The sequence below is a fragment of the Streptomyces sp. NPDC056231 genome, from assembly GCF_048270745.1.
Classification (GTDB): domain Bacteria; phylum Actinomycetota; class Actinomycetes; order Streptomycetales; family Streptomycetaceae; genus Streptomyces.
The window spans coordinates 18,549-27,062 of sequence record NZ_JBLVKW010000093.1; the positions used below are offsets into that span (position 1 = coordinate 18,549).

An 8,514-nucleotide genomic window follows, 5' to 3' on the forward strand; every position below is an offset into this window, starting at 1 on the left:
GGATCACGTCGTGGTGATCAGCCGCAGTGGAATCCAGCTGGCCGGCGAGTTGGCAGTTCCCGCCGACCGCTTCGTACTCGCCACATGGGTCCTGGCGAGGACGGTCGGCCAGGGGGCGGGGAGGGCTCGGCTGGTCGCCGAATACCACAACTGCCCGGCCGGCAACGCCTGAGCACACGCCCTCCGACGGTCAACCGATCGGGTGAAATCCTGCTGGGGCGGGGCGGGCGTTCGGCCTTGCAATTCAGGGCCGTACGCCCGCCCCGAGGGCCGACGGGCATGGCATGTCGGGTGCGCCGTCTTTGGGACAGTGCCGCTCCACGATCAAGGAGCGGGGTGAGCGGCGTGGCCGTGATGGGCCGGCAGGGGCTGAGCGATCTGGGCGGGGCGGGCGGGGCTGGTGACGGTGCGGGTGGTGGTGGCAGGGATCAGCTGAAGCACAGCGACGGCCCCTGGTTGCGGGCCGCCGGGGGAGCCGAGTCGCTGCACACGCTGCTGGGGCCGGTGAAGACCGAGCTGGAGAGCGCGCACGAATTGGTCGTGACGGGGACCGCCGGACTCGAGGCGCTGGCCGAACTCGGCGCCGTACGCGAGTCGTGGCAGCGGCGGATCGAAGCCGCGCGCTGCGAGTGCGGGAGCCTCGCCGGGAAACTCCGCGCCGTCGCACGGGTCCAGAACCTCACGGACGAGACCGTGAAGTCGTCCTTCGCAGCGGTCGCGTCGAGGACCGGTGGGCAATGACCTCGAAGATCACGTGGGCCCAACTGCGCGACGTGAACTGCGCCGGGCTGGAAGGCGCGGCCGACGGATGGGGCCGGGCCAGCAACCTGGCCGACGCCGGCCGGGACCGCGTCGACAAGCAGCTGCTGAACGAGTTGCGCGGGACGCAGCAGGGCGAGGCGGCCGACGCGGCCGTGGGGCGGCTGCGACAACTCAGCCGGAACTTCCAGTACGTGTACACGGAGTGCGGTCTGCTCCGCACCACGCTGAACAGCATGGCCCACGAAATCAGGCGCCAGCAAAGCGCGTTGCAGGAAGCGCTGGAGGACGCGGAAGCCCTGAAGTTCACCGTGCACCCGGACGGGTCGGTGACCTACCCGGAGGCCGGCGAGGGGCTGATCGACGGCAAGCCGATGCCGGGCGGGACGGTGACCGGGGGAGGAGTACCAGGGCTGCTGCAGCCCTCGGGTCTCGTCGCCCCCAACCCGAATGTGGCCAAGGCGCAGGACATCGCCGACCGGGTGGTCAAGGCCGTGCGGACAGCGGCCGACATCGACTGGCGGTACACGCGGATCCTGCGGAAGTTGAAGGCAGAGGAGGGCCTGAAGGTCCCCGACTCGACCTGGGCGGACGCGGCGACGGACGCGGCAGCGGTACGGAACGCTGCGGGTGCCTACCTGAACGAAGCCATCCCGCACGACGCGAGTCCGGCCGAACGCAAGGCGTGGTGGGCCGGGTTGACGCAGGAACAGCGGGAAGAGTACCTCGCGGTGTACCCGGACCAGATCGGCAACCTGGACGGAATCCCGGCGGTCGTACGGGACGCCGCCAACCGGGACAACCTGCAGCTGCTCATCGGAAAGCTGGAAGGGCAGGAGGGGGACAAGGCGGAGACGCAGTTGGCGGGGTTGCGGGAGATTGACCGGCAGCTGCACGACGGCCGCAAGCCGCCGATGTTCCTCCTTGGGATTGGCGATGAGGGGAATGGGCGAGCGATCGTTGCTTACGGGAATCCGGATACGTCTCGGAATGTGTCGGCTTATGTGCCGGGTTTGAATACGTCGCTGGATGAGGACTTCGCTAAGGGGGACCTTAAGCGTGCTCGTGACACGGCGATCGGCACCATTGAGCAAGAAGCTGCCAGCGCGGCAATCGTCTGGCTTGGCTATGACGCGCCGCAGACGCCGGATGGACTCGGCAGTCTGGCGGTAATGGGCAACGACAGGGCCGAGCAGGGCGGACAGGCGTTCAATGGTTTCATGAGTGGCCTTGTGGCTACGAACGAGAATGAGAACCCACACCTGACAGCCATTGGGCACTCTTATGGTTCGCGCACGGTAGGCGCTGCCACACAGCAAGGTAACGGAATCCCTGGCGTGGACGACATCATTTTGGTCGGCAGTCCCGGGGTCGGATTGGACCACGCTGAGGACCTTGGGGTCGGAGAAGATCACGTCTTTGTCGGGGCGGCTGAGAATGACGTGGTGACCAAGCTTCCTTCTAAGCAGCAGGCAGCTATCGGTGTTGTGGGATTGATCGCTGGAGGACCATTCGCTGCTTATATGGCTGGCGATCTTGCAGATCCGGGGGATGACGATCTCTGGTTCGGCAAGGACCCGGCGAGCGAAGCGTTTGGCGCGAGACGTTTTCCCGTGGATGAGGGTCCGGAGCTGATCAGCGGGAAAGGAATCTCGTTTGATGCACATTCTCAGTACTTCGACCCGGAAAGGGACGCGGTATCAGCGAAAAGCATCACCCTGGTCGCTGCGGGACGCTCTGACAAACTGAAGGTCGAGGAGTATCGATGAGGCTTCGTCTCTTAGCTGCGGCAGCGGGGCTTTTGGTCTGCATGCCGCTCTTTGGCTGCGTAAATTATGGGAAAAGAGCAGATATGAACATGCAAGAGGCAGCCGACCGTGCTGACCGCATCCTTGACGCTGTGTTGAACGTGATTGAGCCGGAAGTTCAGTGGGCGCATGGCCCGACCACCACGGGAAGCTGTGATGTGACTCGAAGGCGCACGGTTATGACGATTGTGTCGGCCGAGCGTCGCGGCAATTTTCTGGGCGTAGTGGATCGCTTCTGGCGCAAGAGTGGCTACCGAATCAAGGCAATCAATAATGACTTGGACGTCCCCGCCATCTTTGCCCAGACAACGGACGGCTTCGGTGTCACCCTCAGCATCGGTGGCAAGGGGCAAGCCTTCTTCGAAGTCGACAGTCCCTGCGTGAAGGAATCACAGGTGGCCGAGTCCACCACCCCGCCCAACGGCCCTGCGTACGAGGACGTCTATCCCCTTCCCCGCCCGAACGTGCACTCCGACTTCTGGTCCGCCAGGGCAACGTGACGCCACATCAGGACAAGATGACCTGAACCTCCGGATGTACCGCGCGCTTTGAGTCCTGCATTGGGCCCTGGGGCCCATGCCCCGCCCGGTGCCCGTGTGGTCGCATACGTGGAGTGGCGGAGTTGTCACTGCTCACTGCACCCACTCACGAGGTAGGGGACTCGCCGTGTCTGGCATACGAGGGTTAGCGGTTCCGGGTGGCGTTGACCCGGATGCTGTCGTGGTCCATCCGGGCAGGCAGGCCCTGCCGAGCACGTTGCAAGCAGTGCTGATCCTCGTCCGGGTGCTCTTCGTGGTCACAGTCGTGGGCGCGATCGACGTGCTGTCGGTGGCGTCCTCGGTCGATGCGGTGGACGGCCGGCTGCTGGGCATGCTGCTGTACGCGGTGCTGCCCGGCACAGTCGGATTCGTGCTGTCGCTCTACGTCCGGACCGGCGGCGTGTGGATCCGGCGTGCACTTCTCGCCGTCCATGTCTGGCTCGTGCTCGGTGCGCTGGCGACGTTGAGCGGGGACGGCGGCGTGCAGGGTGTGCCCCAACTGGTGGTGCCGATTGTCGTCGTTGGTCTGCTTTTTCGCCGGAGTCTACGCGCGTGGTTCGATCTGGATCCTGAACAGCGGGCCGCACAGAGGCCGTTCATTCTCACGCGGGTGATCAGGACCCGTCGTGACCGTGGCCAGACCGCGATGGAGTACCTCGGCGCGGTCCTGGTGGTCGTGGCCCTTGTCGGTGCGCTCATGGCGACGCAGATCGGCGGGCAGCTGACCGGTGAGATCCGGAGTGCGATCTGCCAGCTGACCGGTAGTGCCTGTCCGGCGGCGGGCAGCGGTGTGGTGGCCGGCCATGGCACCGATGGCGGTGGTGGTGCCTCTGGTGGCGGTACGGAGTCCGGCGGTGTGGACTCCGGGGGGTCGACGGTGGCCGGAGGGACTTCCTCGTCCGGCGGGTCGGGCGCATCCGGGGGGACGGACTCGGGAGGCTCCGCAGCATCCGGTGGATCGGACTCCGGTGGATCGGACTCCGGCGGTTCAGCGGCGTCGGGTGGTTCGGACTCGGGTGGCACGGATGCCTCGGGCGGGTCCACCGCTTCCGGCGGAGACGGCGGCAGCACCACCCAGGCCGCCAAGGGAGGCGGCGGTTCGGGCGCCGCCGGTCACGCATCGGACGGCGGCTTCTTCACCGGGCTCGTCGGCGACGGCCTCTGGGGTGATGTCAGCGGTGCCGCGGATGCTGTCCTGCACCCCGTCACGAACGGCAAGAACCTCGGCAACCAGGTCGCCCAGTACGCGCAGAGCGCGAGCGACAAGTGGTCCCAGGGCGACCGCGCCGGTGCGGCGGGGGAGCTGATCAAGGGGGCCACCGGGGTCGGTGGCGTCGGTGCCGGGCTGCCCGGTTCCGGCTCCCGTGTCGGGGCGGCCGTGCAGGCGGACCAGCGTGACTATCTGAACGCCCGCATCCCGCGCAACGGCACTGCCGCCGGGCGCAAGGCGTGGTGGGACGGGCTCACGCAGGAGCAGCGGGACCAGTACCTCGCCCTTTCCCCGGATCAGATCGGCAACCTCGACGGGATCCCGGCGGCGACCAGGGACGCGGCCAACCGGAAGAACCTGACTCAGCTGATCGAGAAGCTGTCGGGGCAGAACGACGCGAAATCGCAGAAGCAGCTCGCCGGACTGCGCGAGATCGAGCGGCAGTTGAAGGAGAACGGCAAGCAGCCGCCGATGTACCTGCTCGGCATATCGGACGAGGGAAACGGCCGGGCGATCGTCTCGTTCGGGAATCCGGACACGTCGAAGAACGTGTCGGCGTATGTGCCCGGTCTGAATACCTCTCTGGACGAGGAATTCGCGAAGAACGATCTCAAGCGGGCTCGCGACACGGCGATCGGTGCCCAGGGGTACGACCAGTCCAGTGCGGCGATCGTCTGGCTCGGCTACGACGCGCCGCAGACGCCGGACGGGCTGAGCAGCCTGGCGGTCATGGGTACGGGGCGGGCGGAGAAGGGCGGCGCGGCGTACAACGACTTCATGAGCGGGCTGGTCGCCACCAACCAGAACAAGGATCCGCATCTGACGGTCATCGGGCACTCATACGGTTCGCGGACCGTGGGAGCAGCTGCGCAGCGTATCGGCGGAATCCCGGGAGTCGACGACATCATTCTGGTCGGCAGCCCGGGGGTGGGTGTGGATCAGGCCGTGGATCTCGGGGTCGGTGCCGGACACGTCTTCGTCGGCGCCGCGGCGAACGACCCGGTGACCAAGCTCCCGTCCAAGCTGCAGGTTGCCGTGGGCACGCTGGGGATGCTGGCGCTCGGTCCTGCTGGTGCATACTTCGCCGGGGACCTGGCCGACCCGGGGGACGACGATCTCTGGTTCGGCAAGGACCCCGCGAGCAAGGCATTCGGCGCCAGGCGCTTCCCCGTGGGCGACGGGCCACCGGTGGTCAGCGGCTCCGGCCTGAGCTTTGATGCTCACTCTCTCTACTTCGATCCGGTGAGGGACGCCGTCTCGGCGGACAGCATCGCTCTGATCGTGTCGGGACACGCCGACAGGCTCAAGATGGAGGCACAGCGATGAAGCGACGGTTCCAGATCGTTGCGGTGGCCCTGGCCCTCGGCTTCTCCCTGTCCGCATGCGGAAGCGAACACCAGGTACAAGGGGACGCCGGAGGGAAGAAGGGGCGCATGGACATGCAGCAGGCCGCCGAGCGGTCCGACAGCATGCTGGACGCGGTGCTGAAGGCCATCGATCCCGAGGTGCAATGGGCGCACGGGCCGACGACTGCGGGGACGTGCGATGTGACCCGCAGGCGCACCGTGATGACCATCGTGTCGGCGTCGCGCCGGACGGATTTCCTGGATCAGGTGAAGGCGTTCTGGCGGAAGAGCGATTACCGGATCAAGGCGATCAACAACGACACGGAGTTCCCGGCCGTCTATGCCCAGACGGACGCCGGGTTCGGTATCAGTGTCAGCTTCCGCGGAAAGGGGCAGGCGTTCTTCGAGGCGGACAGTCCTTGTGTGAAGGAGTCGAAGGTCGCCGATTCCACGTCCAAGCCGAACGGTCCGGCGTACGAGGGCGTCTACCCCCTGCCCCGTCCCAACGTGCACTCCGACTACTGGTCCGCCGAGGCATCCTGAAGGCGCGTCAACGACGGGAATCCGTGCTCGGCCGCTCCGGTCGGTGACCCCGGTGAGCCTGCCGGTGCTCCGGACAACTCGCACACACCCGCGAAACCGGCCTTGAACCCGCCCCGGATGGGGGATGGTTGAGGGGTGCGGAAATTCTGGGTGGTCGGTGGGATCGGCATCGGGGTCGCGATGAGCTTCGTGGCCCTGCTCGTCGTCGGTACGTACTCCGCTGCCGCCGGCCTCGGCAGCGCCGGCAGCAACGGGGCCGTCGGGCTGGCGAAGGGGGCGGTGCCGGCGAAGTTCCAGCCACTCGTGCAGAAGTGGGGCAACCTCTGCTCGGCCATCAACCCCGCGCTTCTTGCCGCGCAGTTGTACCAGGAGAGTGGGTGGAACCCGCGGGCCCAGAGCAAGGCCGCCGCGCAGGGCATCGCGCAGTTCATCCCCGGGACCTGGTCCGGGCACGGGATCGACGGGGACGGGGACGGGGACCGCGACGTATGGGATCCGGCCGATGCCATCCCCTCCGCCGCCAGCTATGACTGCGAACTCGCCGGCTACGTCAAGAAGGTGCCGGGGGATCAGACGGACAACATGCTGGCCGCCTACAACGCCGGTGCGTACCGGGTCATCAGCTCGGGCGGCGTACCGAAGATCGCGGAGACTCAGAACTACGTCAAGATCATCCGTTCGCTGGAGAAGAGCTTCGCCCGGCCGGTCGGGCGGATCGAGCCCTCGCGGCAGGCGGCCGGGGCAATCTATTTCGCACAGAAGAAACTCGGCACGAAGTACTTGTGGGGCGGGAACGGAACGCCTGAGCAGGGCGGACGGTTCGACTGTTCCGGGCTGACGCAGGCCGCGTACCGGACCGTGGACATCGAGCTGCCGCGGGTGGCGAACGACCAGTACAACGCCGGTCCGCACCCCTCACGGGACGAGCTGCTCCCCGGTGACCTGGTCTTCTTCTCGGACGATCTGACCAACTCCCGGGCAATCCACCACGTCGGGCTGTACGTCGGCGGTGGGTACATGATCAACGCGCCGTACACCGGGGCCGTGATCCGCTTCGACAAGATCGACACGCCCGACTACTTCGGTGCGACACGGGTGACGAAGGACGGCGCCGCGGCACTCCCGACCGCCCAGCCGACGGCGTGACGGGGAGTCGGCCGTGGCCGGAACTCTCTGTGAAGCCTGGGCCCTGAGCTGCGACGACGAGTCTCTCTTCGATAACGTCATGGTGATCATTCGGTGGAGAGTGGAACGTACAAGCGGAGAGCGTCGTTCCCTGGACTGGGACAGTACGCGCACTGACCATGCGGCGCTGACCGGCACAGTCGCGTACCTCACGCAGCAGTGATCGAAGTAGTGGTCGAACCGAAACGGGGGTTCGTCAATTGCGGTGCACACGGGTGTGCGCCGCGGCAGCAGACAAGGCAAGGGGCTGCAGCGGATGGCTGGACTCGCACTGGATGCGTCGAACCCCGACGTCAGCCTGCTCTACGACATCAATGGGCTCGCGAAGTCCGCTCCGACCTGGTTCGACCGGGTCATGGAGTTCGTCGGCGAGTACGGGATCATGCTCGGCATGGTCCTCGTGGTCCTGTGGTGCTGGTGGAGCGTCCGCCGGCGCGGCACGGCCGAGGACTCGGTGACCGCAGTCGCCGGGATCGTCTGGGCACCGCTCGCCGCCGGGATCGCGCTGCTCGTCAACATTCCGATCCGGGGCTTCGTGGAGCGGCCGCGCCCGTTCCGCGACCACCCGGGCCTGGATGTCCTGGTGTCGGGGAAGAACGACTTCTCGTTCGTGAGCGACCACGCCACGATGGCGATGGCCCTCGGCGTCGGGCTGTTCGTGGCCAACCGGAAATTCGGGCTCGCCGCGATCGCCCTCGCGCTGGCGGAAGGGTTCTGCCGGATCTACATGGGGGTCCACTACCCGACCGACGTCATCGGCGGATTCGCGCTCGGCACGGCCGCCGCGCTGCTGCTCGCCCCGCTCGCGATGGCGCTGCTGACGCCGGTCGTCGCGGCCGTCTCGCGGTCGGAGCGGGTGGGATGGCTCGTGCGGTCGCGGCGGCCCGTGCCGGCCGCGGCCGAGGGGCGCCCGCTCGGGATCCCCGAGCCGCGCCCGCGGTCGGGCGGCGGTGGAGAGAAGGGTCTGGCTGCCTGAAGGCGGTGGCCGAGGGAGAACCGGGGGGGCGTTCGCGCCCCCCCGGTTCTGCGTTAGGGCTCGCAGAGAATCAACGTGTTGCTTCCGGCGATGCGGCTCGTTGATGTGGTATGGGCATAACGCAGGAGATTCGAGATCAACTGAGTGC

Annotated in this window: 8 protein-coding genes; all 8 read left to right on the forward strand. The window is 67.0% G+C overall.

The window, feature by feature from the left end; all coding sequences use genetic code 11:
* The first annotated feature begins 10 nt into the window (after positions 1-10).
* The gene (locus ACNPQM_RS38285; protein ID WP_418087575.1) at positions 11-172 is read left to right on the forward strand and encodes a hypothetical protein; all 162 of its coding nucleotides are present in this window, start codon (positions 11-13) and stop codon (positions 170-172) included.
* A gap of 164 nt (positions 173-336) precedes the next feature.
* Positions 337-741, forward strand: a complete 405-nt coding sequence (locus ACNPQM_RS38290; protein ID WP_418087576.1) for a hypothetical protein — start codon at positions 337-339, stop codon at positions 739-741.
* Entirely contained in the window at positions 738-2,528 is a 1,791-nt protein-coding gene (locus ACNPQM_RS38295) for an alpha/beta hydrolase (RefSeq protein ID WP_418087577.1), read from the forward strand. The genes ACNPQM_RS38290 and ACNPQM_RS38295 overlap by 4 nt, the downstream gene beginning before the upstream one ends.
* Positions 2,529-2,569: 41 nt before the next feature.
* Positions 2,570-3,067: a hypothetical protein gene (locus ACNPQM_RS38300; protein ID WP_418087584.1), complete on the forward strand. Its 498-nt coding sequence runs from the start codon at positions 2,570-2,572 to the stop codon at positions 3,065-3,067.
* A 265-nt stretch (positions 3,068-3,332) separates the two neighbouring features.
* A complete protein-coding gene (locus tag ACNPQM_RS38305) occupies positions 3,333-5,642 on the forward strand; it encodes an alpha/beta hydrolase (RefSeq protein ID WP_418087578.1) in 2,310 nt (769 codons plus the stop codon).
* Entirely contained in the window at positions 5,639-6,205 is a 567-nt protein-coding gene (locus tag ACNPQM_RS38310; protein ID WP_418087579.1) for a hypothetical protein, read from the forward strand. The genes ACNPQM_RS38305 and ACNPQM_RS38310 overlap by 4 nt, the downstream gene beginning before the upstream one ends.
* 135 nt (positions 6,206-6,340) lie before the next feature.
* A complete protein-coding gene (locus tag ACNPQM_RS38315) occupies positions 6,341-7,351 on the forward strand; it encodes an NlpC/P60 family protein (RefSeq protein WP_418087580.1) in 1,011 nt (336 codons plus the stop codon).
* 295 nt (positions 7,352-7,646) lie between these two features.
* Positions 7,647-8,366 (forward strand): phosphatase PAP2 family protein, encoded by a 720-nt coding sequence (locus ACNPQM_RS38320; RefSeq protein WP_358861387.1) that lies wholly within the window; start codon positions 7,647-7,649, stop codon positions 8,364-8,366.
* The last annotated feature ends 148 nt before the right edge of the window (positions 8,367-8,514 follow it).

What these genes read in the sequence shown, in the direction of transcription:
- ACNPQM_RS38310 (WP_418087579.1), top strand. Translation starts at nt 5,639, where the DNA reads ATGAAGCGACGGTTCCAGATCGTTGCGGTGGCCCTGGCCCTCGGCTTC.
- ACNPQM_RS38295 (WP_418087577.1), top strand. Translation starts at nt 738, where the DNA reads ATGACCTCGAAGATCACGTGGGCCCAACTGCGCGACGTGAACTGCGCC.
- ACNPQM_RS38300 (WP_418087584.1), top strand. Translation starts at nt 2,570, where the DNA reads ATGCCGCTCTTTGGCTGCGTAAATTATGGGAAAAGAGCAGATATGAAC.
- ACNPQM_RS38320 (WP_358861387.1), top strand. Translation starts at nt 7,647, where the DNA reads ATGGCTGGACTCGCACTGGATGCGTCGAACCCCGACGTCAGCCTGCTC.